23 protein-coding genes are annotated in these 23,369 nt (G+C 41.4%); 15 read left to right on the top strand and 8 right to left on the bottom strand.

The features are described 5' to 3' along the window. Position 1 precedes the first annotated feature (1 nt). From nuoM to B2727_RS09170, 5 genes are all read left to right on the top strand, one after another. A complete protein-coding gene (gene nuoM / locus B2727_RS09190) occupies positions 2–1,600 on the top strand; it encodes an NADH-quinone oxidoreductase subunit M (RefSeq protein ID WP_005191270.1) in 1,599 nt (532 codons plus the stop codon). A gap of 3 nt (positions 1,601–1,603) precedes the next feature. Continuing rightward, a complete protein-coding gene (gene nuoN, locus B2727_RS09185) occupies positions 1,604–3,100 on the top strand; it encodes an NADH-quinone oxidoreductase subunit NuoN (protein WP_004804782.1) in 1,497 nt (498 codons plus the stop codon). A 106-nt stretch (positions 3,101–3,206) separates the two neighbouring features. After that, positions 3,207–3,842, top strand: a complete 636-nt coding sequence (gene upp, locus B2727_RS09180; protein WP_017402053.1) for a uracil phosphoribosyltransferase — start codon at positions 3,207–3,209, stop codon at positions 3,840–3,842. 123 nt (positions 3,843–3,965) lie between these two features. Further along, positions 3,966–4,256, top strand: a complete 291-nt coding sequence (locus B2727_RS09175; RefSeq protein WP_004804787.1) for a cold shock domain-containing protein — start codon at positions 3,966–3,968, stop codon at positions 4,254–4,256. Positions 4,257–4,596: 340 nt separating this feature from the next. Beyond that, complete coding sequence (locus tag B2727_RS09170) at positions 4,597–6,657, top strand: TonB-dependent receptor (RefSeq protein WP_081406945.1); 2,061 nt, start codon at positions 4,597–4,599, stop codon at positions 6,655–6,657. Between the two features lie 49 nt (positions 6,658–6,706). Here B2727_RS09170 and gigC read toward each other — a convergent pair whose 3' ends face one another. Continuing rightward, positions 6,707–7,591: a LysR family transcriptional regulator GigC gene (gigC, locus tag B2727_RS09165; RefSeq protein ID WP_004804792.1), complete on the bottom strand. Its 885-nt coding sequence runs from the start codon at positions 7,589–7,591 to the stop codon at positions 6,707–6,709. An 84-nt stretch (positions 7,592–7,675) separates the two neighbouring features. On the opposite strand from gigC, the gene B2727_RS09160 reads away from it, so the two are divergent. Next, the gene (locus B2727_RS09160; protein WP_005205637.1) at positions 7,676–8,437 is read left to right on the top strand and encodes a ferredoxin--NADP reductase; all 762 of its coding nucleotides are present in this window, start codon (positions 7,676–7,678) and stop codon (positions 8,435–8,437) included. Positions 8,438–8,459: 22 nt separating this feature from the next. On the opposite strand, the gene B2727_RS09155 is transcribed toward B2727_RS09160, so the two are convergent. Next, the gene (locus B2727_RS09155; protein WP_004804795.1) at positions 8,460–8,882 is read right to left on the bottom strand and encodes a hypothetical protein; all 423 of its coding nucleotides are present in this window, start codon (positions 8,880–8,882) and stop codon (positions 8,460–8,462) included. Between the two features lie 203 nt (positions 8,883–9,085). Between B2727_RS09155 and B2727_RS09150 the strand changes: the two genes are divergently transcribed. From B2727_RS09150 to B2727_RS09140, 3 genes are all read left to right on the top strand, one after another. Then, positions 9,086–9,286, top strand: coding sequence for a hypothetical protein (locus tag B2727_RS09150; protein ID WP_004804796.1), 201 nt, complete (start codon positions 9,086–9,088; stop codon positions 9,284–9,286). Between the two features lie 229 nt (positions 9,287–9,515). Further along, positions 9,516–11,150: a mechanosensitive ion channel gene (locus B2727_RS09145; RefSeq protein WP_033133492.1), complete on the top strand. Its 1,635-nt coding sequence runs from the start codon at positions 9,516–9,518 to the stop codon at positions 11,148–11,150. A gap of 213 nt (positions 11,151–11,363) precedes the next feature. Next, positions 11,364–11,543, top strand: a complete 180-nt coding sequence (locus tag B2727_RS09140) for a hypothetical protein (protein WP_004804800.1) — start codon at positions 11,364–11,366, stop codon at positions 11,541–11,543. 50 nt (positions 11,544–11,593) lie between these two features. On the opposite strand, the gene B2727_RS09135 is transcribed toward B2727_RS09140, so the two are convergent. After that, complete coding sequence (locus B2727_RS09135) at positions 11,594–12,790, bottom strand: NAD(P)/FAD-dependent oxidoreductase (RefSeq protein WP_033133493.1); 1,197 nt, start codon at positions 12,788–12,790, stop codon at positions 11,594–11,596. 141 nt (positions 12,791–12,931) lie between these two features. On the opposite strand from B2727_RS09135, the gene B2727_RS09130 reads away from it, so the two are divergent. Beyond that, positions 12,932–13,297, top strand: coding sequence for a DUF4870 family protein (locus B2727_RS09130; RefSeq protein ID WP_004804804.1), 366 nt, complete (start codon positions 12,932–12,934; stop codon positions 13,295–13,297). A 44-nt stretch (positions 13,298–13,341) separates the two neighbouring features. On the opposite strand, the gene B2727_RS09125 is transcribed toward B2727_RS09130, so the two are convergent. The 4 genes from B2727_RS09125 to B2727_RS09110 all read right to left on the bottom strand — a co-directional run bounded on the left by B2727_RS09125 (position 13,342) and on the right by B2727_RS09110 (position 17,670). After that, positions 13,342–14,208, bottom strand: coding sequence for a 1-aminocyclopropane-1-carboxylate deaminase/D-cysteine desulfhydrase (locus B2727_RS09125; protein WP_033133494.1), 867 nt, complete (start codon positions 14,206–14,208; stop codon positions 13,342–13,344). Positions 14,209–14,274: 66 nt separating this feature from the next. Continuing rightward, positions 14,275–15,438: an HlyD family secretion protein gene (locus tag B2727_RS09120; RefSeq protein ID WP_005312488.1), complete on the bottom strand. Its 1,164-nt coding sequence runs from the start codon at positions 15,436–15,438 to the stop codon at positions 14,275–14,277. Positions 15,439–15,461: 23 nt separating this feature from the next. Next, complete coding sequence (locus B2727_RS09115) at positions 15,462–17,108, bottom strand: MFS transporter (RefSeq protein WP_004804807.1); 1,647 nt, start codon at positions 17,106–17,108, stop codon at positions 15,462–15,464. A 13-nt stretch (positions 17,109–17,121) separates the two neighbouring features. Then, positions 17,122–17,670, bottom strand: a complete 549-nt coding sequence (locus tag B2727_RS09110; protein ID WP_005205624.1) for a TetR/AcrR family transcriptional regulator — start codon at positions 17,668–17,670, stop codon at positions 17,122–17,124. Between the two features lie 184 nt (positions 17,671–17,854). Between B2727_RS09110 and B2727_RS09105 the strand changes: the two genes are divergently transcribed. From B2727_RS09105 to B2727_RS09090, 4 genes are all read left to right on the top strand, one after another. Continuing rightward, positions 17,855–18,532 (top strand): DUF1345 domain-containing protein, encoded by a 678-nt coding sequence (locus B2727_RS09105; protein ID WP_005312491.1) that lies wholly within the window; start codon positions 17,855–17,857, stop codon positions 18,530–18,532. Between the two features lie 101 nt (positions 18,533–18,633). Next, entirely contained in the window at positions 18,634–19,401 is a 768-nt protein-coding gene (locus tag B2727_RS09100) for a class I SAM-dependent methyltransferase (protein ID WP_033133495.1), read from the top strand. A gap of 103 nt (positions 19,402–19,504) precedes the next feature. Continuing rightward, a complete protein-coding gene (locus tag B2727_RS09095; protein ID WP_005312497.1) occupies positions 19,505–20,113 on the top strand; it encodes a hypothetical protein in 609 nt (202 codons plus the stop codon). A gap of 7 nt (positions 20,114–20,120) precedes the next feature. Continuing rightward, entirely contained in the window at positions 20,121–20,639 is a 519-nt protein-coding gene (locus tag B2727_RS09090) for a hypothetical protein (RefSeq protein ID WP_005312506.1), read from the top strand. Between the two features lie 106 nt (positions 20,640–20,745). On the opposite strand, the gene B2727_RS09085 is transcribed toward B2727_RS09090, so the two are convergent. Continuing rightward, the gene (locus B2727_RS09085) at positions 20,746–22,368 is read right to left on the bottom strand and encodes an oleate hydratase (RefSeq protein WP_033133496.1); all 1,623 of its coding nucleotides are present in this window, start codon (positions 22,366–22,368) and stop codon (positions 20,746–20,748) included. A 359-nt stretch (positions 22,369–22,727) separates the two neighbouring features. On the opposite strand from B2727_RS09085, the gene B2727_RS09080 reads away from it, so the two are divergent. Then, positions 22,728–23,351, top strand: coding sequence for a LysE family translocator (locus B2727_RS09080; RefSeq protein ID WP_023270720.1), 624 nt, complete (start codon positions 22,728–22,730; stop codon positions 23,349–23,351). Positions 23,352–23,369 lie beyond the last annotated feature (18 nt).

Raw genomic sequence — 23,369 nt, 5'->3', positions numbered from 1 at the left:
AATGGAAAACAATTTAATTTTACCCGCACTGATTTTAGTTCCTTTCATTGCTGGTTTTATTTGTTGGTTAGTCGATAAATACGACCAACATTTACCGCGCTGGATTGCCTTGATTGGTATGTTGATTACCTTCGGTTTGGGCATTGCACTGTGGCAAAGTGGTACATTTAGCTACGAGTTGGGCGGTAAAGTCCCGACTTGGGCGGCTGAATTCCATCTTCCATGGATTCAGACTTTAGGCATTAGCATTCACTTAGCGGTGGATGGTTTATCTCTACTTATGGTGTTGTTGACTGCATTACTGGGTGTACTTGCAGTTGGCTGTTCATGGGGTGAGATTCAAAAGAACGTTGGTTTCTTCCATTTAAACTTACTTTGGAGTTTGGGTGGGGTCATCGGTGTATTCTTGGCGATTGACTTATTCTTGTTCTTCTTCTTCTGGGAGATGATGCTCGTACCAATCTACTTCTTGATTGCGTTATGGGGACACTCAGGGTCGAATGGTCGTTCGCGTGTTTATGCTGCAACCAAATTCTTCTTATATACTCAAATCGCTGGTTTGATCATGTTGATCGGTATCTTGGGCCTTGTGGTCTATGGATACATGATGACAGGTATGATCGGTTTCGATTACAACTATCTATTGGCTGTTGCGAACCACTTACCACCTGAAGTTGCTTATGCATTCATGCTGTGTTTCTTCATCGGTTTTGCGGTGAAATTACCAGTATTCCCATTACACGGCTGGTTGCCTGATGCGCATGCTCAAGCACCAACAGCGGGTTCTGTGGATTTAGCGGGTATTTTGATTAAAACAGCTGCGTACGGTTTGCTTCGTTTCGTAATTCCATTCTTCCCGGCTGCATCAGCACAATTTGCTGATATCGCCATTATTTTGGGTCTGATTGGTATTTTCTACGGTGCATTCTTAGCGTACCAACAAACAGATATGAAACGCTTACTTGCGTACACGTCTATTTCGCACATGGGTTTCATCTTACTTGCAATTTATGCAGGTAATATCCTGACATTCCAAGGCCTCATGATCATGATGTTGGCACATGGTTTGTCATCTGCTGCATTGTTCATTATGTCGGGTCAAGTGTACGAGCGTTTACATACACGTGATTTACGCTTGATGGGTGGTCTTCGTGGCCAGCTGCAATATTTGCCATTCTTCTTGATGTTCTTTGTTGCAGCATTGGTTGGTGTACCAGGTCTAGGTAACTTTATTGGTGAATTCCTGATCTTGATGGGTTCATTCAAAGCTTATCCAGCGTTCACGATCATTGCAGCAGTGAGCTTGGTATTTGCTGGTCTTTATGGTCTGATTCTGATTCACAAAGCATTATTTGGTGAACCAAACCCAGAGCAAAAACAGCACTATACTAGTCCGCTTAAAGATCTATCTGCACGTGAAGTCACTATTTTGATGATCTGTGCGATCGGTTTAGTTTGGTTAGGTATTTACCCGCAAACATTCTTGGATATGTCTCATTCAAGCATGCAATGGTTAGTAAATAGTTATATGCCAGTACAAGAAGTTGTCGAAACTGTTCAACAGGCTGCAACTCAACTTGAACATGTGGAGATGCAATAAATCATGAACTTCACAATTTCTTTTTCTGAGCTAATGCCACTTGCTCCCGTGATGATTGTGGCTTTGACCGCAATCGTCGTGATGTTATTAACTGCGATTAAGCGTAATCACAATCTGATTGCAACAACTTCGGTTGTGGGTTTAAACCTTGCTGCAATTTATATTGGATACACCATGTTTAGTGGGCACTTTGCACCAGTAAACGTGATGGGTATGTTCATGGTTGATCCATTTACCATGCTCTATCAATTCCTGATTCTAATTGCTGCTTTAGCGTGCTGTACTTTATCTCATGCTTATATTGAGACTTATAAGGACAACCGCGAAGAGTTGTATATCTTGTTACTGTGCTCAGTGACAGGTGCAATGTTGTTGGTTTCAAGCTCACACTATGCAGCATTCTTCATCAGCCTAGAGTTGATGTCGATTCCTGTATACGGCATGTTGGCGTATACCTATCAACGTAGTCAGTCTTTGGAAGCGGGGATTAAATACCTTGTGCTTTCAGCGACTGCTTCTGCAATGTTGCTCATGGGTATGGCTTATATCTATGCGTATACAGGTTCATTGTCATTCTATGACTCTGTTCAGGCATTGTTTACTGCAATCAAACAACCAATGGTGTTATTGGGCTTAGGTTTAATTATCTTTGCTGTTGCATTCAAACTTTCACTTGCGCCATTCCATAAATGGACGCCAGATGTGTATGCAGGTGCACCGGCACCTATGGCAACCTTCTTGGCAACGGCTGCGAAAGTTGCAACGATTGGTCTATTTGTACGTTACTTACTGACTTCTGGTGCAATCTTGGTTGAATCATTAGTGACGGTGATTACCATCATTGCGGTATTGTCGATCGTGGTGGGTAACTTACTTGCAGTTCGTCAAGTCAACTTGAAACGTATCTTGGGTTATTCATCGATTGCACACTTCGGTTATTTGTTAATTGCTTTAATCAGCATGACTTACGCAAGTCTTGGTAGTGTGACGGTTTATGTAATTACCTATGTATTGACCACAATCGGTGCATTTGGTGCGGTTGCATTAATGTCGAGCCCATATAACAACGTCGATGAAGCACAAAGCCTTGCAGACTACCGTGGTTTGTTCTGGCGCCGTCCGATCTTGACTGCAACATTAACTGTAATGATGTTGTCTTTAGCAGGTATTCCATTAACAGCAGGCTTCATTGGTAAGTTCTTGGTGGTGATGGCTGCGGTGACAACGCAACACTGGTTCTTGGCGGCAATGATTGTGGTGGGTAGTGGTATCGGTTTGTATTACTACTTACGTGTGATGGTGGTGATGTATATGACTCCACCAGATGTACCTCGTATTGATGCGGATGCTCATTGGGGAAGTAAAGTCGGTGGTCTTATGGTCCTTGCTGCTGCGTTATTAGTATTGGTGATGGGTGTTTATCCGGATCCAATGATTAACTTGGCATTGAAGGCAGAGATCCTTTCTCCGTTGCACTTTATGTTGTCTCAACAACAGTAATCGTCGGATTTGTACAAAAAAGCCTCCAAAGTTGGAGGCTTTTTTATTGATGAGTAAAAAAACACTTTATAATGGAGTGAGATTAATATTACCTAGGTACTCATTCGTGTCGATTCAAGAAATCCGTCATCCGCTCATTCGCCATAAACTTGGTTTATTACGTCGTTCAGATATTAGTACCAAGAACTTCCGTGAATTAGCGCAAGAAGTCACGATGTTACTGACTTATGAAGCAACAAAGGATCTTCCTGTTGTTGATCATGAAATTGATGGGTGGGCAGGGAAAGTCTCAACTCAGCGTATCGCAGGGAAGAAAATCACAATTGTTCCAATCTTGCGTGCTGGTATTGGTATGCTTGAGGGCGTTCTTAGCCTGATTCCAAGCGCGAAAGTGAGTGTTTTAGGTTTAGAGCGTGATGAAGCAACTTTAGAAGTGCGCACATACTATAAAAAGTTGGTGCCTGATGTTGCCAATCGCTTAGCCATGATTATTGATCCAATGCTTGCGACAGGTAATTCTTTAATTGCTGCAATTGATGTATTGAAAGCAAGTGGCTGTAAAGATATTCGTGTCATGGTCTTGGTTGCCGCGCCAGAAGGTGTTGCGAAAGTAGAAGCGGCACATCCAGATGTGTTGATCTATACCGCGTCGATTGACCAAGGTCTGAATGAAGAAGGTTATATTGTTCCTGGTCTTGGTGATGCAGGTGACAAAATTTTTGGTAGTGTTCAAAAAGACTGATTTTTGAAACATTCATAAAAAGAGACTTGATCTCATCCTGATACTGTTTTGGGGATAGATTGAAAGTCTCTTTTTTATTTTTATATACTGTGATGATCAGATTTGCAAAGTAGGATAAATGTCATGAAGCAAGAGTTCTATCAGGGAAAAATTAAACAATATAATCCAGACAAAGGCTTTGGCTTTATTGGGACCTCTGAAGGGGATGTGTTTTTTCATATTTCAGAGTATCCCGCTGGTGGCGAGCCGAAAAGAAATGAAAAAGTGAAATTTGTGGTCGTTGAAAATGACGGGAAGTACAAAGCCACAAAAATTGAGCTTGTTGATCCAAATCCAGCGAAAACTAGAAAAACTAAAATAGCGACGCACAATAATTCAATCACATCAGAGTTGTTATCTAACTTCAGACGCTAATTTTTCTGGTTTGATTTGAACTTGTTTTTAAAGCTCAAAAGAGAAGAGGCGGTTAGCCTCTTTTTCTTTCTATCAGTATTGCTTCTCGATTGGCCTATTGTAGCTAATCAGCTGTTGAACTAAGTCCGAGAGGCAAAGCATTTCATCGGTTATTAAGTTAAAAATAAATTATGTGAATTCTCATGATGAGATTTTTATATTCATTAAATAAATGGTTATCATTTTATTAATGATTTTTATTATCATTTGTTAATTTATCTTATATACTGTGGTCAAATTTTTATCGGGGTTTGATCACTTGAAAAAGAATATATTATTTTTATCTCTTATCGCTTTGCCGATGTTTGCTGTTGCTGAAGACAATACCGTTTTACCAACGATTACGGTAAAAGCTGATCAACAAGAGAGTTATGCTGCTGGTAAGCTCAAGAAAAATTCAAATTTGGGTAGCTTAGGCAATAAATCTACTATTGATACCCCGTTTTCTGTTACGACTTATTCGGATAAGTTGATTCAAGATCAGCAAGCTGCCACTGTTTCAGAAGTATTAAGAAATGATCCAAGTATTCGTGAAACAACCAATGCTGGACATTTAAATGAAAATGTTCAGATTCGTGGTTTTAGCGTTGGATTTGAAGACTATAACCTAAATGGCCTGTTTGGAATGGCGCCGACTGGGCGTATTCCTACAGATATTCTTGAGTCAGTCACTTTGTTAAAAGGCCCAAATGCTTTAGTTGCTGGGATGGCGCCAGCAGGTAGTGTTGGTGGCGTTGTCATGGCTCAGACTAAACGTGCCAATCAAGATTTGACTCAAGTTTCAGCGAGTTATGAAGATGGGGGATACTATAAATCAGGTTTTGATGTATCCCGTCGCTTAGGCGCAAATAATGAATTTGGTATCAGAGCGAGTGGTTCATATGGTACAGGGGAACATCTTATTGATGGAATGGATGATAGCAATGCAACTGGCGTACTCGCACTTGACTATACGACAGACAAATTAAAGTTAAATTTTGATGCCTATGCGATGCGAGATGATCGTGAAGGTGGTTCACCAGCAATGGTCTCAATGGGAACAATTAAGCAAGTGATTGCAGCTCCTGATGGTAATAATAACTATTTTCCAAAAATTGAAGGAAAGCAGAGTAGCCAATATGCGGGACTATCTGGTGAATACAAGTTCGCTCCAGATTTAAAAGTGTTTGCAGGGGTTGGATATACTGAAAAAGAATATTCAGGCCATCTTTTTGGTACACGAATGATTGTGCAAAATGCTGAAACAGGTGCTGCAAAATCTCAATATTATCGAGTAGGGACTCAGGAACACAATGTTGCGGCAAACACGGGTCTTGAAGCGAAATTTGAAACAGGAAGTATCAAACATACTGTTGGTATTCGAGCAGATTATTTAACGCGTAAATATTGGCAGCACGGTGCGGCAACAGTGTCGGCCTTTGATACTAATTTATATGATCCATTAAACACTGGAGCAATGCCAACCAGCTATCCTAAAATAGTACCTTACGGGGACAACAAGTATGTGAGCTATACATTGACTGACCAAGTTTCGATGTTGGATGATCGGTTACAGTTAATTTTAGGAGCGCGCTATCAAGATATTGATACCAAAAACTTATTCAGAAAAACTAGTTACTCAGCAGATAAGGTTTCACCAAGTATAGGTATTGTTATTAAGCCTTTTGCTGAAAATCTTTCTTTTTACGCGAGTTATGTTGAAGGTTTATCTGAAGGTGTAACCGTTTCTGATATTACTTATCCAACTGCGAAAAATAAAGGTGAAACTTTAGCACCGTACCAGACTAAGCAATATGAAATTGGTGCGAAGCATCAAATGGGTTCTTGGTTAAATACTTTAGCGCTGTATCAAATTGAAAAACCAGAAGCTTATTTAGACAGTGCTACATCAATCGTTAAAGATGATGCTGAAACTCGTTCACGTGGGATCGAGTGGTCATTCTCAGGTAATATTACTGAGGATTTAAGCTTGCTTGGAAATCTGGCTTATATCGATGCTGAGTATATTAAGTCTGGAACCCCTGCTCTTGAGGGAAAAACAATTTATGGTATACCTGATTTCACTGCTGGTTTGGCCTTAGATTATAAGATTCCACAAATTGATGGCTTGAGTATAAATACACGTGCGACCTATGTGAGTAAACAGTATTTAAATAACACAAATACTTTGGAATTACCTGATTACACTATTTTTGATTTAGGTGCTAAGTACAAAGCAAAAATTGGTGGTGTGGATACAACATTTAGAGCAAATATTGATAATGTTGCGGACAAAAAACATTGGGCCGGTGTATTTAATAATGACTATGCCATTATTGGTGCAGGTCGTACCTATAAATTGGGTGTGAGTTTCGATTTCTAAATAAAAATAAAAAACGCTTCCTATTGGAAGCGTTTTTTATTGGAGTGAATTACACCTGATGTTCGCAAAATTGTAAAAAGGCTTTCAGTCCAGGCCCTTGGTACTTTTGACGATGCACGAGCATATAGAGCGGTCGGGTTAATTGCCAGAATGGAGTATCCAAGATCACCAGCTGACCTTTCTCTTGTAGCGGTTCAATCGCTAATCTAGAAACACAAGACATGCCTAAACCACCCGCGACAATTTTTAAGATCGCTTCATTATGACCCAGTGTTAAACGAATATTGGCATCGGGTAAATCTTGCAAAATGGCATTATCAAATACTTCACGTGTACCTGAGCCTTCCTCACGTAGAATCCACTCCACATCTAGGAAATCAGTTGGACTCACGGGGCGATTCAACTGTGCTAAGGGATGATCTGGCGCACAACATACGGCTAGCTCATCATCACGCCAATGGATACATTGCAGTTGAGGTAAATGACAAGACCCTTCGATCAAGGCCAGATCCAATTGGAATTGATTGACTGCTTCAATCATTTGACGGGTATTGCCCACTTGCAGTTGCAGATGTGCTTGTGGATGACGTTGTAAAAATTCAGCCATCAAATCTGGCATTAAATAATCACTAATTGTAAGCGTTGCACCTAAACGTAGATCAATGCTTTGTAATTCACCCTTAGCCGCTTGTTCAAAAGAGTCACAGCGACCTAAAATTTCTAAAGCTTGTGGGAGTAAAAAACGTCCCAAATCATTGAGCTGCAATCGTTTACCCAAACGATCAAAGAGTGGTGCACCTAGACCATCTTCTAAATCTGCTAAAGCCATACTTGCCGCACTTTGTGTAAGTCGGACAGCATCACTCGCTTTGGTTACCGTTCCTTCTTGAGCGACCGCCACGAAAACAGCCAACTGGCGTAATGTCATGCGCATGTTAAATAGCCTTAATGTTTTGAGTATCCATCAATTATTCGATCATGCTAACATGAGCGCACTGTTTCATGCCACGTTCTCATCATGTCAATTGAAAAATTTAGCGTAGAAAAGGTTTTATCTGTACACCGTTGGACTCATAATCTTTTTAGCTTCACCATGACTCGACCAGCTCATTTTAAATTTACCGCAGGTCAGTTCGCACGTATTGGTTTAATGGTTGAAGGGGAACTGGTTGTTCGTGCTTATTCAGTTGTCTCTTCACCTTTTGATGAAACATTAGAATTCTTTTCAATTGTTGTGCCTGATGGTGCTTTTACCTCGAATCTACAACACCTCAAAGTCGATGATGAGTTGTATCTGGAAAAAATTTCCTATGGCTATTTAACGCTGGCACGTTATCAACAACCGTTACCACAGGATTTATGGTTATTGGGAACAGGCACGGGGCTTGCGCCGTTTTTATCGATGTTACAAGACTTTGAAACATGGAATAAATATCAGCAGATCAATCTGGTGTATAGCGTACGTACTGAATCTGAGTTGGCTTATGTCGAGCGTATCCAAGAGATTGCAGCCTTATTTGGCGAAGGGCATACGGGCTTTAAGTTCATTCCAATCATTACCCGTGATCCGAATGCCGCCCTGCATGATCGTTTGCCTGTTTTAATTGGCAATGGTGAATTAGAAAAAGCAGCAGGGCTCTCTTTTAACCGAGACAGTAGTCATGTGATGTTATGTGGCAATCCACAAATGGTGGAAGATACTAAAGAAGCCCTGAAGCAACGCGGTTTAATTATGAATCGTCGTGGCGAAGGCAATATTGCTGTAGAGAATTATTGGTAGAAGAGTGCTGAATGGATATGTCTTAATGTACAAACATATCCATAAATTCACGAATTTCTTGAATGGCGGTATCGACATCCGTGGTTAACCAAGTCGGTTCAAACAAGCCAATATAATGCTCTAGGCGATCTTGCGGGACGACCAGACGGACAGGACAATCTTCTTCGAGTAAGCGCCAAGGTAGAATCGGAACTTCATTATCCAAAAAGGGTTGTACATTGCGAATATCGACAATCATCGCATTGATACAATCTGGCAATGGCATCACCGAAAACTCTTCTGTACGACGACGAAAGTATTCTAAATCGCCCCATTTCAGAATATAGCTCGGCTTATTGAACTCAATAATTCCAATCAAATGTTCATCGCGTGTGTGATGTAAAAAACATTGATGGGTCACATCAGTGTCTAATTCAAGAGAAACGCTTTGTTGGCTATAGGACATAAAGCAGAACGGCTGAGAAAGGAGGCGCGTATTATAGCTTATTTTAACGCATTCTAAAACCGACTATATTTTAAACAAAAAATAAATAAAAGAAAGTGGAGTTCTGCAACCAGTGCAACGATAGTCCGAAGCTTTTTCACACAATGCAACACTGGGTATTGCTAATATAAAACTTGAAAAGTAAAAGGATGAGGGCTGCTATCATGCATGATTTTAGTAAGCCACAGCCTCATGTGGCCAGCAAAGAAGAAATTACCAAAAAGAGAAGATTACCCGTTTATATTTTGATTATGGTCGGAATCTTCCTGATTGCATTACTTGTTTATATGGTTGCTGATCATTCAGCCAATCCAACTGCTCAAGTGATCATGTCACATATGCAGTCGGCCATTCTGAATGCTTAAGCAAGCATATCTTTAGACCAAAACCAATTCATAATAAAGCTCATTGGTGTGAATCAATGAGCTTTTTTGCAATATTGTGAGACTTTTTTGTTGTATTAGTGATGCCATTGATTGATTGGAAAATAGACAAAAACTAAGGTGGAAGCATCCATAAATCATGTTCTTCATTGCAGAACGTTCTTAAGTGGATGTGTATCAAGATTTAAAAACACAATATAAGGATAACAACATGAATGATTTTTTTAGTGACCCCTCCAATCGTGGAGGATTTGATGCAATGTATTATTGGGATCAGTTTCATCCTATTTTTGCTGCAGTTGTCATCCTACTTGTAGGGTGGATTGTTGCTTTAGTGATTGCAGCAGGTGTTAAAAAATTACTGCAAAAGCTTGATACCAATCATAAATTGTCTTCTGCAACAGGCCGTACTCCAAATATTGAAAATCTGGTCTCTAAACTGGTGTTCTGGTTTGTGATGATTCTCGCTGTAGTTGGCGCACTCAATGTTTTAAATATCAGTGGGGTCAGTGATCCATTTAGCAATATGGTTGGTCGCGTATTGGCCTATATACCTAACTTGCTGGCAGCAGTCGCCGTGGGCTTTATTGGCTGGATTATCGCACGTCTGGTTCGTGCGGGGCTAACCAATGTACTTTCTAAAACTGAATTCGATGAGAAGCTGAGTGGCGAAGTTGGTGTCAGTTCACTCAGTAGCAATATTGGTGAAATTTTCTATTGGTTAGTGTTATTACTGTTCTTGCCTATTGTCTTATCAATTCTGGGTTTAACAGGGCTTTTAATTCCAGTACAAAACATGGTGAATGAAGCGATTGCTTATCTGCCGAACCTGTTTATTACGGCTGTGATCATTTTCGTGGGCTATGTGTTAGCGAAAATTGTAAGAGGCATTGTTGAAGGCTTAAGTAATAGTCTGGGTTTACAGGCGCAAGCTGAAAAAGTTGGCTTATTTAAGAACTCAAATGTTTCTAAATTCTTAGGTTCATTTGTATTTGCCATCATTATTATTACCACTTTAATTGTGGCTTTTGAAGCCTTGGGTATCCAAGCAATTTCTCAACCTGCAACCGCCATGCTCAATCAAATCATGTATGCAATTCCACAAATCATTGCAGCTGGTTTGATTTTAATTGTGGCTTATATTGTCTCCCGTTTTGTTGGACGTTTAGTGGCTGAACTGATTTCTGGGGCTGGGGTGGATGAAATCCCGATGAAGCTGGATTTACAACGCTTCTTGGGACAAACCCGTGTTTCTGACGTGATCGGTTGTTTAATTGTTTTCTTTACCATGTTATTTGCGGTTTCAGAGGCAGCCAATCGACTTGGATTAGAACAGGTCAGTGTACTGATCGCGATGTTTATCCAGTTTGGCGCAAGTATCCTACTTGGTGCTGTGATTCTAGTGATCGGCTTCTGGTTAGCTAATGTGGTCGCCAACATCGTACAACGTGGTGAATACAACAGTTCACGCTGGTTAGGCAATTTAGTCCGTATCTTAATTATGGGCTTAGTGATTGCAATGGGTTTAAAAGCCATGGGCATTGCTGACTCGATTGTGAATTTGGCATTTGGTTTAACACTTGGTTCAGTTGCAGTCGCATTTGCATTGGCCTTTGGTCTAGGAGGACGTCAACCTGCAGAACGCTTACTGACGGATCTTTTAGATAAAGCAAAAACTGAAGGCAATAAACCAAATCCATTACATAAGGATGAGGTTAAGCCAGTAGTTCCTGTGAGTCCAACACCAACAGCACCAACGACTCCAGTAAATCCTGTGAGTCCGACGCCAACGTCATCAGATACTCCGGCGAATCCACCACCAATTCCGCCGTATTCGGATGAATAGAAAAAATAATCTTTGATTTTTTTAATCAATTCGACCACTCTAAGCAGGGTGGTCGTTTTGTTTGTATCGGCGCTATTGGCTTTTGTTTTGGATTGCGATTGGATATTTTGAGTAAAGTTAGAGGGTTTAAATAACAAATTTGACCTCAAAAGCAATTCATTTATAGCTAAAGTATCAATAGTCTCTAAATAAAAAGTCTATAGGAGAATGAACATGAAGAGGCCAAATCGAGTATTCGCACCGATTATTATTGCAGGCATTACTGTAGGGTTCTTGGCGAGTGCTTATAAATTTGTTGTTGCTAAGTCAAACTCTTCTAAAGAGAGACCCATTGAAAATACACAACAAATCGCAACTTCAGAAGCGGCAAACTCTTCAGACCACCAAAACTGAAACAGATTTTATTGAACGTAGCCTGAAGTGCTGTAATTCATATGGTCATATCAGACAAATTGAGCCGCTGCCTGTGCAGAAGACCATGCCCATTGGAAGTTATAGCCACCTAAGTGTCCTGTAACATCCAGCACTTCACCAATAAAATATAAACCTTTCTGTTTTTTACTTTCCATGGTTTTGGAAGATACTTCACTGGTATCCACCCCACCGAGTGTGACTTCGGCCGTTCGATAACCTTCAGTACCTGATGGTTTTACCGTAAATGCATGCAATTGCGCTGCTATATGTTCGAGTTGTACATCACTGAGATTGCCAATTGGTGTTTCACTTTGTTCTGTCCAAATCAGTTGCTGTAATTCAAGTACGATACTTTTGGCGGTAAATTCACTGATTAAGGTGCGTAGTAGAACTTTAGGCTGTGACTTTTTCTTATCTTTAAAGAATTGTGCAAAGTCTTGGCTTGGGAAGAAATCAATTTTAAAGCTTTCCCCAACATGCCAGTAGTTCGAAAGTTGCAGTGAGCTTGGACCACTAAGACCACGATGGGTAAACAGCAAAGCTTCGGTAAATTGATGACGATCATTGATCAAGGTTGCGTCTAATGCATTGCCACTCAAGCGGGTGGTGACTTCTTTAAACTGATCGGAGAAGGTGAACGGAACCAGACCCGCACGGGTTGGATAAACATGATGTCCGAACTGTTGCGCAAGTTCATAACCAAAACCTGAGCCACCGAGGGTTGGAATGGATAATCCGCCCGTTGCCACAACTAAGGATTCACAGTGATAAGTCCCTTGACTGGTTTCAATCATAAAACTGGAATCTGCCTGAGCCTTCACTTGCTGTACTTCACAGTGGGTTTGAATCTGAACACGTTTGGCTTTGTCACATTCTGAAAGTAAAAGTTCCAGAATCTCTTTAGATCCTTTGAGGGTAAATAATTGCCCGTGTTTGCGTTCTTCGTACTCGATGCCGTATTCGCAGACCAAAGCAATAAAGTCCCAATTGGTGTATCGCGTTAAGGCTGAGATGACGAAATGTGGGTTTTCAGACAAATAATTGGCAGCTTCGACCTCCAGATTGGTAAAGTTACATTTACCACCACCTGACATCAAAATCTTTTTGCCGACTTTATTGGCTTTTTCCAACACCACAACCGAGCGCCCACGTTTGCCTGCTTCTGCAGCCAACATCAAGCCTGATGCACCTGCACCTAAAACAACAACATCAACTTGATGAACCATGGGGAAAATACTCAAGGGAGGAAAAGCGGGCAATTATAGAAGATTTAGAGCAGTTTGAGTATGTTGATTGTTTGATTAAAAAAGATACTTTTAAAATCAAAGCATGTTATAAAATTGGACTCAATAAAGGGGATAACAATAATGAATGATAAGACTTTTTTAGAAGGCACTCCGCCTCATCAGCAAGATCAACTCAGACAATATACCTTAATTGCGTATGGGCTTTATGCGGCCAGTATTTTTGTGGGATTAACAAGTATTGCTGCCATTATTATGAATTATATGAAGCGTGACGAGGTAAAAGGAACATGGTTGGCCAGTCATTTTGAATGGCAAATCAAAACCTTTTGGATCACTCTCATTGCTGCAATTATTGGATTTATCTTGTCTTTTGTACTCATTGGTATTCCGATTCTATTTGCAGCATCAATCTGGTTTATTTATCGCATTGTCAAAGGCTTAGTGGTGTTTATGGACAATAAGCCGATTGGTGATGGCTGGTTTTAAGCACTTGATTCGATCAAATAAAAAGTCACTTGCGAGTGGCTTTTTTATTTTAAGCGCCCTTGTAATCCACCCGTATGAATCGCCAAAATACGGCTATTTTCAGGAAAATACTGCTGCTGAATTAAATCGAATAGCCCCAGCATCATCTTGGCGGTATAGACCTGTTCCAAAGGAATTGCATATTGTTGTTCGAAGTGTTGCATAAATTGCAGCAACTCAGCTGTGGTTTTTGCATAACCACCACAGCAGTAGGCATCGGTTAAAGACCAATTACTTTTGTTGGTCCACTGTTGAATATTCTGTTTTAGGAAGTCGCCTTTCAATGCTGAAAAACCTAGAACCTGTTGTTGTGCAGAGCTGCTTTCAATCAGTCCAGCAATGGTGCCACCTGTTCCAACTGCACAACAAATCACATCATAATTTTCTCGATCATCTTTGCTTAAAATTTCCTGTGTTCCTTGCAGTGCAAGTGCATTGCTGCCACCTTCTGGAACAATAAAGGCCTGAGGATATTGCTGTTGTAGTTGTTGTAAATATTCCGCTTCATGGCGCAGTCGATACTCAGCCCGACTGACAAAATGCAATTGCATACCAAAATCTTGCGCTGTCTGTAGGGTAGGGTTTAAGTTTTGAGTTGCAAGTTCTTCACCACGAATTATGCCAATGCTTTGCAAGCCAAAACGCTGTGCAGCATAGGCTGTAGCAGCAATATGATTGGAGAAAGCACCACCAAAAGTCAGAACTTGAGTCAAACCTTGTTGTTGTGCTGCAAGCAGGTTGTATTTCAGCTTATAAAATTTATTGCCTGAAATGTGAGGATGAATCAGGTCCAGACGCTTAATGGTCAGTTGAACCGAACTAGGAAGTGCTAATGTTTGATAGGGTGTGGGAAAAGCAATGTGATCAAACATTTTCGAACAAGAGAAATGGATTTGATCACATTGTAAATGGATTTGATTGAGAATGTCAGTTTTGTATTAGGAGTCGGTATCCACAGAGGTAATTACCGACATCCCAGGACGTAAGTTTTCGATGCCTTTTTGATTTGGATCTATGGCGATACGGACTGAAATACGTTGTACCACCTTGGTAAAGTTACCTGTGGCATTGTCGGGTTTGAGTACACTAAATTCTGAACCTGCGGCAGGGGAAATCTGTTCAACATGTCCTGTAAATTTCTGATGATTCATCGCATCGACGGTGAAATACGCTTTTTGCCCAATTTTCATATTGGCAATTTGGGTTTCTTTAAAGTTGGCAATCACCCACGTTTGTGTCGGAATCAGATAAAGCAATTGTGTCCCCGCAGCGACATATTGGCCCACCCGTGGATTGACCTCACCCAATTGTCCATCCAGTGGTGCAACAATGGTGCTGTAGTCTTTGGTGGTATTGGCTTGGTCGAGTTGTGCTTGTGCACTATTAACTTGTGCTTTTAAGCCAGACTGTGCCACTTGCGCCGTTTTTAAAGCTTCTTGTGCCACCAAGATATTGGCTTCGGCTTGTTTTAGTAAGGCGTGATTATTCTGCGCATCTGCCGCGGCTTTATCTTGTTCAGATTTAGACGCCGCACCGCTATCGCCCAATTGTTGGTAGCGTTTTAGCTGAGCCACAGATAAATCATACTGTGCCTTGACTTGATCCAGTTTGGCTTGTGCGGCCACAACATCGGCCTGACGTTGCGCAATGGCTTGGGTTTGATTGGCAAGACTGTTTTCTGCTTGCTCTACACCAGATGCTGCTTGCGTCACTTTTTGGTCATAGGTGGTGGCATCAATATGCATCAAAACCTGACCTTGTTTAACTTGATCAAAGTCTTTGACCAAGACATCTTTAATATAGCCATTGATCTGTGAAGACAGGATGGTGGTTTTACCTTTCACATAGCTATTGTCAGTTTGTTCAACTGCTGTATGGAAGGGGCCAATGCGCCATGCCCATAAAATAATGGTGATTCCGACCAATAACACCAGCAGCATCCACCACAGGGTAGAGCGTTTGGTTTTAATGAGTTTACTGGTCGGCGGTGGTGGTGGAGGCGGCATTTGGGCGACAGTCTCAGGCACCTTGGCTGCTTGAGTTGTCTCATTTTGCTCAGTGGTTTGAGCATTATTATTTTCAGGTTTCTCTTGTTCGGACATAAGCTTTTCTCAATCAAAAAGGACTAACTGGCTGCTTGCAGATTTTTTCGGGTTTTGTATTTATCCCGTGCATATTTAAATAGCCCCCACAGCAATAACACCACTGCAAAAATACCGTTTAATACGATTACATCGTTATAGGCACGTACCTGAGCCTCACGGGTGACCACCTTATTCAGGTTTTGCAAGGCTTGGTTATTTTGCAAAACAGGGTCATTGCTACTGACCATGGCACTATGTTGGTAGGCTTGTAAACGCTGTGCCACAATTGGATTTGTCGGGTCAAGATTGCTATTGATTTCGACTTTATAATCATAGGTATGGCGCTGCTGATAGGTGTTGAAAAAGGAGGAGCCGACCAAACCACCAAAATTCTGTGTGGCTGAAAACAGTACAATGAAGGTCACCACATATTGCGGGCCACGTTGCAGGGTACGCATAAAGCCCATCAGCAGCAGTGGGCCGATAAACACACCACCTGCAAAGCTGACGAGAAATTGACTGCGGTAAAAGTTGGCAGGACGCACATCACTGGTCAGGTGATAGTCCAGCGCACAAGCAATCAAAATCAGGATTTCAGCAAGGAACAAATTCAGAATCAGTCGTTCACGATGGAAGGTCAGAGCACTAAATACCGAACCTGCAATGGTGCCGCAGAAGATCACCACATACAGTGGTACAAACTGGTCAGGTCCCATGCCCATAGTCTTAAGGAAATTGACCGCAGCATAGCTTTGTTCTGACATGAGTAAGCGTAGGGCGAAGGCACTGACCACAAAACTGAGTAGATCACCTGCGGCTAACCAACGGGTCATAATCAATGGATTGCTGCGATAGTGTTCATAAGTCAGTCCCAACACAATCAAACAAAAACCGACGATTAAGGTGTAGGCCAACCAAGGACTATTGAACCACCATAAAATCGGCCCTTGGGTGAGTACGATACACAGACAGGCAAAACCGGGTGCAAGCAAGGCAAAGGTAAAGAAGTCCTGCTTCTCGAATACCTCTAAGCGTAGGCTGCGTGGCAGTTTTAACGCCACCACCATGGCAAAACAACAAATTGCCAAACCCAATTCAAAGGTATAAATCACATCCCACTGATTGGCACTGAGCAGAAAAGGCGAGATGATCCATGCCAAAGGCAGGCCAAGTTGCTGAAAGCCGAAGGCCAGATAAATCCCTTTGGCCATATCCGCCTTACCAAAGGCTTGCATGGTGTAATACATCCCTAGCGAGCTTAAAGGCGCAGCTGCCAAACCTGCAATAAAGCGCACAAATAAGGCAACTTCATAGGTTTGAACAAAGATATGTAATACCAGTACACCAATAAAAGCCAACAGGCCAATTTCTGAAAATAAGCGCAAACCATATTGTTGGCGGGCTTTAAACAGAATCAGGTTAGAGCTGACATTGGCCATCACATAGGCTGCAGGTAGCCATGCTGCTTGCGATGGGGTGAGACCATATTCACCTTGGAAAATCGGTAAATTGGCAACGATAAACCCGTTACTTAAACTGGCTGCAATACATATAAACAGACCAATAAAAAAATAGGCAAAACGTTTTGGTCGGGCATGTGCAATTGCAGCAGGCGAGCCCGGTAAGGTTGGGCGCTCATCGGCAGACCAATCTGGAGGAGTCTCTAGATAGCGAGGGCTTTTATCCATATTATTCCTCGAACTAAACTTTAATGCCGTTTAATAATAATTCTATTGCTCGTTTGGCTAAGCGCACTTGATCAGAGGCGTGATGTCCTTGAAATGAAGAGCCCAAAATCGCTGTAATCATGGCAAAATCGTGTGGCGTTAAATCTGGACGACACAATTTGTGTTTTATGGCGCGATCAATCAAGGGTTGCAGTGCTTTATCACGCCGCTCATAAATGTTTAGCATGATTGGGTCTTGCCGATCAATAATGCGCCAGTAATCAATCAGCACCACCAGATGGGGCAATTGTTCGATATGCCCCTCGATCAGACGAATAAAGCCATCATCAAAGTCTTGTAAGGCAAGCGTACGTTGTTCCAAACGTTCTATGGCACGTTCCAGTAATGCTGTCATCAAGGCTTTACGATCTGCAAAATTACGGTAAAAGGTTGCACGTCCCACGCCAGCATGATCAATAATGGCTTGTAAAGGCACATGAACCCCTTGCTTGCGAAAGATTTCTTCAGCCGCATTTAGAAGTTCATCACGATTATGCGCTGCCAATTGCTGACGTTTTGCCATGATTCAAATTTCTTGGGAGATAGGGTGAATTAAACGGACATTTTTGTCCGAAGTAAATATGCTGAGAAACTTTATTTTGTTTAATTTCGGTTAAATTGACGTTCTGAGTGAGTTTTCTCAGGCCATACAGTGTTAAAAAATAAGGGTAAATTACGCATGTATAAAAAATACAAATAGGTGGAAAATGCAAGGATTTATCCCGCGCTTGCTAAAAGGAATAAAGTATCGGCCATATTTGTCTGCGACTTTTTCTTTGGGACTTATGATTTATGGGGCTTTGCATCTGCTTACCCAGTGGCATTGGGCAACCTGCTTACAACTGGGTTGGAATATTGCGATTTGGCTGTATTTATTTCTGACCTTGAAAATGATGTGGCACTTGGACGCCACCCATATTTTACAACGCGCCAAGCAACAGGATGAAGGTAAGTGGATGATCTTGACCGTGGTGCTGGTTGCCATTGTAATCTGCTTTATTTCGATTGTGGTGCAATTGGGGCATGTGCCTAAAGATCAGCCGATTTTAAAAAGTGCTCTGATTTTACTGACCATCGGGACGATTTTTTCAACGTGGTTATTACTGCATACTTTATTTGCGATTCACTATGCACATGATTACTACCTTGCCAAAAGTCGTCATCAAGAAGCAGGTTTGGATTTTCCTAAAACCGATCAACCTGATTATCTCGATTTTATCTATTTCAGTTATATCATTGGTACCTCTGCACAAACGGCTGATGTCTCAATTACCAGCTCAGCGCTCCGACATCTGAATATTTTTCATTGTGTCTTGGCTTTTATTTTTAATACCGTGATCTTGGCGGTGGCGATTAATGTCGCAGCCAGCTTGATTGGTCTTTAATTAATAACTTATTTTTATAAATTAATTTAAAATTGATCATTTTTATTTTTGATTAAGGTTGGTTATTTTTGAAGCTAAACCCACAGTGCAAGGATAAGAAGATGAATACCCAGCATCAAGTTAATCAACAGCAATATCAAGATAAATCCCAAGCCTATTTAAACAGCACAGTGCATGCGCAAGGTGTTGAGTTTGCAAAAATGCAGCATTTGATCCAGTCACATCAATTGAAGACCGTGTTGGACTTAGGCTGTGGCGGTGGCCATGTCAGCTATCAGATCGCACCATTTACTGGTGAAGTAACTGCTTATGATTTAACGCCGTCGATGGTGGAGTTGGTGGCGCAACAGGCCAAGCAAAAGGGCTTGAATAATGTGATCGCTCAGCAAGGGGCTGCCGAGAGTTTACCCTTTGCCGATCAACGCTTTGATTGTGTGATTACCCGCTATTCAGCACATCATTGGCACAACGTCGCGCAGGCGATGGCGGAAATTCGCCGTGTATTGGCGCCACAAGGCAAGGTGATTATTGTCGATATTTTAGGGCACTCAAATCCTGTGATGGATACCTTCTTTCAGAGCATTGAAACCATTCGAGACCCAAGTCATGTACGCAATTATAGTTTGCAGGAATGGATGCGCTTTGCTGAATCTGCAGGTTTTAGGGTCGAGACAGTTGAAAAGCAATATTTAGATTTAGAGTTCAAGAGCTGGACAGCGCGGATGCAAACCCCTGAATATGCGATTCAGACCATTCGTCATTTACAGAAAAAGGCATCTGATCAAACCCAGCAATATTATCGTATCCAAGCAGATGGTTCATTCAGCAGTGAAGTGTTGTATATGGTGCTTTCAACGTCATGTGGATGAGGTTAGCAATAAAACATTGAATTCCCAATCTATTCTAAGCAGAATAAGCTGTCTATTTTGTGGCACTTAGACCACGGCTTAAATCAATTGGGTATATTATAAAATGACAAGTAGATTAATTTTAGCAATCAGTTTGCTCTGTTGCAGTAGCGCGCTATGGGCTAAAACCGAAGTTTTGGCTCAAGCGGGTGAGGTCAAAATTATTAAACGAAATTGCAATGTGAAAACCGATGCCTGTGACTATATTAAAACCTATAAAGGTCAAGACAAAGTCTTAATATCGCAATGGAATAAGACGGCAAGGGCCTATCAATTCACCCCAAAACTGATCGGTTTTAAGCTTGGTGCAACAGGCAGTGCACATATCCTCACGGTGTATGATCAAAATAATAAGCAGCAGGAATTCTTTGAATTATTAAAAATGTCACCCAATCAAAAGTGCTTCGTGACCAAACAGCAATTGGATAAAGAACATGACAAAGTGGTGTTTTACCGCCTGCCTGAACTCAAGCCTTATTTAAGTATCAGTAAAAAAGATCCAAAGTTTAGCGAGATGGAGCAGATTGGCTATTCTACCTTCTTTGACGAGAGCGATGGCTCGTTTAATTTTGGCTATGATGCGGAAGAAGACGGAGAGAAATATTTTCAGGAGATCAAAGTCGAAAATCCATGTAGTTTAAAACCTAAAATCATTAAACAAGGTGATGAGTAAAATCAAAATGATGATACAAAATAAGATGTTGAAATTGGTGCTTGCTGCTACGGTATTGGTCGCGACACAGACTGCTTTTGCTGCGGAAAGCGTCAAGAAAACACGTTATGGGCAAGTTCAAATTAAAGTCAGCCCTGAGACTGGGCAAGAAACGCTATATTTTAATCATAAGATGGTACTGCCAAAAATTGAGGGCAATAACGGTCTGTCGATTGAAGGCATTTATAAATTACACATGGATGATGTGGTTTTGGTGCAAGACATTGGCGGCAGTGGTTGTCCGATCCAACTGAATTTTGTGAAAATCAGTCCAAACCAGAAAGTGACGGTTTCGCCTGTTTTTGGCTCATGTTCGGATCTCATCAAAGTTTCAGCAAAACCCAATCAAATTATCGTGAGCATGCCTGACTTTATGGGGGCACCAGAAAGTGAGGAGCAAGAACGCAAAGTTGCTCAGAAGAAAATGATTTATAGCTATGATGGAAAATTACTGAAAGAAAATGGCAAGCTGCTGCTTCAAGAATAAGCGTACTACTTAGCAAATTAGACTGAATTTTGCTCATGGCTAAGGACTGATCAAGTGGATGAAGTAGATCATCAAGATCTACTTCATTTTAGTATTTCAGAAGGATTTAATGAAATACGGTTTCTAAGGCTTTTAAACCGACTTTAGGGTCGAGCAGACCGTTGTAGATTTCAGGAACTTCACGGTCTACCCCTAAGAGTTGATAAATAGCAAGCATGGCGCCACGGATGGAATATTCCACGGTAAACACCACATCATCTTCCAGTTCCACAAATTGACCCAAGAAAGCAAAATTAACGGCATTCTCTGGAATCAGTAAGGGACGGTCGCCCGCTTTACGACAGGCAAACAGGGCAGAAGCATAGGGCATCATCACGGTGCTAATGTCACTATGCGCCAGTACATGATCCAGAATATCGTCGAATCCGAGTTGGCGAATTAACTCAATCACAATTTCTTGCCCAGTGGCTTCACTCATTGGTTTTTTGATGTAGTCACCGATGTGGTCAATTTCAAAGCCATAGCCCCATAGGGTAAATTTGCCTTTAGGTAGGTCAGCAAAATGTGGCTGCGCAGGCACGACGATGGATAAATGCCAGCCTGATTCAAACCAAGTCATCAGTGCACCCGTTCCTGGCTCATTGCCTGTGTATTCGATGATACGTTTGAGCAGCACATCATCATGCAGGGTCAGGGTAAAAGACTTCCATTTATGTTCGTCGATATTGCCATTAAAGGTCATTGGGCGGCCAAAATCAGGTGCTTTTTGTGCAAGGGTTTCCCATAAGCGCCAGCCATGGTCCTGTCGATCACGAATTAAGGCTGGCACATCATTTTGACCACCATAACGTGAATCGGCTGTAATCGAGCCTAAGGTAAATAAGGCGAGATCATGTTCACCTAAGATAATCTGTTCAGTCCCTTCTGAGAGATTGAGATAAAGCTTGCTTGCCTTACGTTGTTTACTTTGCTCATCTTCAATAAAATCAGCATCGGTGACATAAGTACCAAAGCGCACATCCACGCCTTGTTCGACTAACCAACGTTGTAAGGGATAAATCATCGAATCATATTGATTGTATTTAGTACGCTTAACCCCAGCCAAGGTATGAATACGGGGTAATTCCTGAATAAAGCGTAAGAAATAGCGGCGTAATTCCGCTGCACTATGCCATTTCTGAAAGGCAAAGGTGGTGCGCCACATCCGCCAGAAATTGCTTTGGAAAAATGCATCATCAAAAAATTCATCAATACGACGGCTGCCAATCCGTTCTTCTTTGAGTGCCAGCAGGCGTAGCATCTGTGCGCGATTCAAGGTGGATAAGCCAAGCTTTTCGGCTTCTGCAATGACATGGTTGGCATCGATTAAGCGAGCTTGGGCATGGGTTTTAATTTTTTCATTAAATTCACGGCATTCTTCGCGGACAGAAATGTTGGGATCTTCCAGTGAGGGGATGCTGGAAAATAGATCCCATGTGCAGAGGTAGGTTTCATCGGTCAACATTCTTCCACCACGAGTTACCCATGCATGGTTTGGATTGAGTGGGTTGTGTCCACCATCCATTGAACCGCCTGAGACCTCAAGCTCTTCTAAAATATGAATGTTTTGGGCAGGGACTTTGGCATCACGAATGGCAAAGGCTGCCGCCGCCATACCAGCAATACCACCGCCAATAATCCACAGATGTGATTGTGAAGGGTCTAAATTTTTCAATTTTTTAGTTTGCATCTAATGTGCCTCGGTTATCGTTATTGATGAAAATGAATTTAATTCCATAAATTTATTATGGGTTTTAAGTCGCTAAAAATAAATGAAAGTTACACTAAAATGGATGACAAATTTTGATCATAAAATTAGTTTTATAGAAAAATCGGATACTCGATCCATGACGGAGATGAATATGCTATTTTTAAGTGTTTGATATTCATTGTAAATTGAGTCTTTGCTCTAGCTTGAGGCTTTCTCATCAACTTCTGTTGCTTAAAGCGCACAAAAATTGCTGAGATTAGTCAAAATTTTTATATCTTCTGGCGATACTTTTTCAGTAAAATTAATATTTGAAAATTATTCTAATCTAGAGGTTTCACTTGGAATCGTTATTGATTTTAGGCTCAATTGCTTTGGCTTTAATGTTGGGTGCAATCAGCCCCGGTCCTACCTTTATTTATGTGGCTAAAAACTCAATTGCGATTTCTCGTAAGCATGGACTGTTTACCGCCTTGGGAACAGGCACGGGTGCAGCCTTATTTGGTTTGCTTGCGGTCATGGGCTTGCAAGCGATTCTATTAGCCGTACCTTCTGCTTATATCGCACTAAAAATATTTGGTGGTCTGTACTTACTTTGGCTGGCGTATAAAATTATCAAACATGCCAAAGAACCAATGGAAGCAGTCAATGGCACTGTGAATCGCATGAGCTATGCACAAGCCTTTCGCTTAGGGCTGATTACTCAACTCAGTAATCCGAAGATTGCGATTATCCTTGCCAGTATTTTTACCGCCTTATTACCGAAAGACATTCCAAGTTATTACTATGTGGTGTTGCCAATGCTGTGCTTCTTTATTGATGCAGGTTGGTATTCGCTGGTTGCAGTAGCATTGTCAGCCGAAGGCCCACGTAAAGTTTATTTAAAATCAAAATCGATATTTGATCGGATTGCGGGTGGTGTGATGACCTTGCTCGGATTAAAGCTGATCTTTGGCATGAAATGATGCAGCAGAAAAAAGCGA

The organism is Acinetobacter sp. UBA991 (assembly GCF_002292065.1).
GTDB classification, from domain to species: domain Bacteria; phylum Pseudomonadota; class Gammaproteobacteria; order Pseudomonadales; family Moraxellaceae; genus Acinetobacter; species Acinetobacter higginsii.
Note: the sequence above shows the minus strand (reverse complement) of the source record. Positions and strands in the feature narration are given on the sequence as shown.

Excerpts from the sequence above, each read along its gene's own strand:
- nuoM (WP_005191270.1), top strand. The coding sequence starts at position 2 with ATGGAAAACAATTTAATTTTACCCGCACTGATTTTAGTTCCTTTCATT.
- nuoN (WP_004804782.1), top strand. The coding sequence starts at position 1,604 with ATGAACTTCACAATTTCTTTTTCTGAGCTAATGCCACTTGCTCCCGTG.
- B2727_RS09175 (WP_004804787.1), top strand. The coding sequence starts at position 3,966 with ATGAAGCAAGAGTTCTATCAGGGAAAAATTAAACAATATAATCCAGAC.
- B2727_RS09170 (WP_081406945.1), top strand. The coding sequence starts at position 4,597 with ATGTTTGCTGTTGCTGAAGACAATACCGTTTTACCAACGATTACGGTA.
- gigC (WP_004804792.1), bottom strand. The coding sequence starts at position 7,591 with ATGCGCATGACATTACGCCAGTTGGCTGTTTTCGTGGCGGTCGCTCAA.
- B2727_RS09160 (WP_005205637.1), top strand. The coding sequence starts at position 7,676 with ATGTCAATTGAAAAATTTAGCGTAGAAAAGGTTTTATCTGTACACCGT.
- B2727_RS09155 (WP_004804795.1), bottom strand. The coding sequence starts at position 8,882 with ATGTCCTATAGCCAACAAAGCGTTTCTCTTGAATTAGACACTGATGTG.
- B2727_RS09150 (WP_004804796.1), top strand. The coding sequence starts at position 9,086 with ATGCATGATTTTAGTAAGCCACAGCCTCATGTGGCCAGCAAAGAAGAA.
- B2727_RS09145 (WP_033133492.1), top strand. The coding sequence starts at position 9,516 with ATGAATGATTTTTTTAGTGACCCCTCCAATCGTGGAGGATTTGATGCA.
- B2727_RS09140 (WP_004804800.1), top strand. The coding sequence starts at position 11,364 with ATGAAGAGGCCAAATCGAGTATTCGCACCGATTATTATTGCAGGCATT.
- B2727_RS09135 (WP_033133493.1), bottom strand. The coding sequence starts at position 12,790 with ATGGTTCATCAAGTTGATGTTGTTGTTTTAGGTGCAGGTGCATCAGGC.
- B2727_RS09130 (WP_004804804.1), top strand. The coding sequence starts at position 12,932 with ATGAATGATAAGACTTTTTTAGAAGGCACTCCGCCTCATCAGCAAGAT.
- B2727_RS09125 (WP_033133494.1), bottom strand. The coding sequence starts at position 14,208 with ATGTTTGATCACATTGCTTTTCCCACACCCTATCAAACATTAGCACTT.
- B2727_RS09120 (WP_005312488.1), bottom strand. The coding sequence starts at position 15,438 with ATGTCCGAACAAGAGAAACCTGAAAATAATAATGCTCAAACCACTGAG.
- B2727_RS09115 (WP_004804807.1), bottom strand. The coding sequence starts at position 17,108 with ATGGATAAAAGCCCTCGCTATCTAGAGACTCCTCCAGATTGGTCTGCC.
- B2727_RS09110 (WP_005205624.1), bottom strand. The coding sequence starts at position 17,670 with ATGGCAAAACGTCAGCAATTGGCAGCGCATAATCGTGATGAACTTCTA.
- B2727_RS09105 (WP_005312491.1), top strand. The coding sequence starts at position 17,855 with ATGCAAGGATTTATCCCGCGCTTGCTAAAAGGAATAAAGTATCGGCCA.
- B2727_RS09100 (WP_033133495.1), top strand. The coding sequence starts at position 18,634 with ATGAATACCCAGCATCAAGTTAATCAACAGCAATATCAAGATAAATCC.
- B2727_RS09095 (WP_005312497.1), top strand. The coding sequence starts at position 19,505 with ATGACAAGTAGATTAATTTTAGCAATCAGTTTGCTCTGTTGCAGTAGC.
- B2727_RS09090 (WP_005312506.1), top strand. The coding sequence starts at position 20,121 with ATGATGATACAAAATAAGATGTTGAAATTGGTGCTTGCTGCTACGGTA.
- B2727_RS09085 (WP_033133496.1), bottom strand. The coding sequence starts at position 22,368 with ATGCAAACTAAAAAATTGAAAAATTTAGACCCTTCACAATCACATCTG.